Source organism: Sulfurimonas sp. NWX79, from assembly GCF_039667035.1.
Classification (GTDB): Bacteria; Campylobacterota; Campylobacteria; order Campylobacterales; family Sulfurimonadaceae; genus Sulfurimonas; species Sulfurimonas indica.
The window spans coordinates 1-1071 of the sequence record NZ_JALCZL010000057.1 but is presented as its reverse complement, the minus strand read 5'-3'; the positions used below and the strand labels follow the sequence as shown (position 1 = coordinate 1071).

Here is a 1071-nt window from a genome sequence, read left to right as displayed (position 1 = left end):
AAAATCCTCTGCTTTTAAAAGGAAGTGTCTTTCGTAAAAACATCTTTATCTCTGCTGAGAGACGTATAGGTAATGGTCAAGCTCAGCTGAAAAACTTTCTACTTCGTCATAAAGATGAGAGCGGCATTATCTATGTAAGCTCACGCAAAAAAGCTGAAGAGCTCAGCAGTTTTTTAAATCATGCAGGTTATAAGTCACTTGCATATCATGCAGGTTTGCCACAACATATACGAGAGCAAAACTTTAAAATCTTTGTCAATGATAAAGTGGACATTATGGTTGCAACAATTGCTTTTGGGATGGGGATAGACAAGAGTGATATCCGTTTTGTAGTGCATATGAGTCTGCCAAAGTCTTTGGAGAATTATTACCAAGAGATTGGACGTGGTGGACGTGATGGAGAAGACAGTGAAGCACTGCTGCTCTTTAATGCAGGGGACATGGTACAACATAAACACTTTTTGCATGATATTGATGATGCAGCTTACAAAGAGCACCTTGGTCTAAAGATCGATACCATCTACAAGTATGCTACAAGTGAGATCTGTTTTCATAAACAGTTAGCCGAATATTTTCATGAGACACTAGAGCCTTGTGAAAGTCGCTGTGACAACTGCTTGGAGTCTGATGACAAACGCCAAGATATTACCAAAGAGGCGCAAATGTTGCTCTCCGCCATCTATAAGACAGAACAAAACTTTGGAAAAAACTACATCATCGATATCCTGCGGGGTTCAAGTGAACAGAAAATTTTAGCCAATGCTGCAGACAGACTCTCTGTTTATGACATTGGAGGACACCTAAGCAAGAAAGAGTGGTTTGTCATTGTGGAGCGGCTTTTGGAACTCAAAATTTTAACGGTTGGAGATTTTTCAACGCTCAAGCTCACGCAAGATGCCATTAGCATATTAAAGTCTCAAAAGCTTGTAGATATCAAATCTTCACGTCTACAAGTAGATAAAAAGGCAAAAGCAGTACGCCAAGTTGAAGCGTTTGATTTTGACAGAGAACTATTTGAAAAGCTGCGAGAAAAGCGAACAGAACTTGCAAGTGAAATGGGTGTACCAGCGT

Annotated in this window: 1 protein-coding gene; it reads left to right on the top strand. The window is 39.9% G+C overall.

The annotated features are described in order from the left end of the window. Positions 1 to 1071: RecQ family ATP-dependent DNA helicase (locus MNY27_RS10875; RefSeq protein WP_346392346.1), on the top strand; the 1071-nt coding region annotated here is incomplete at both ends.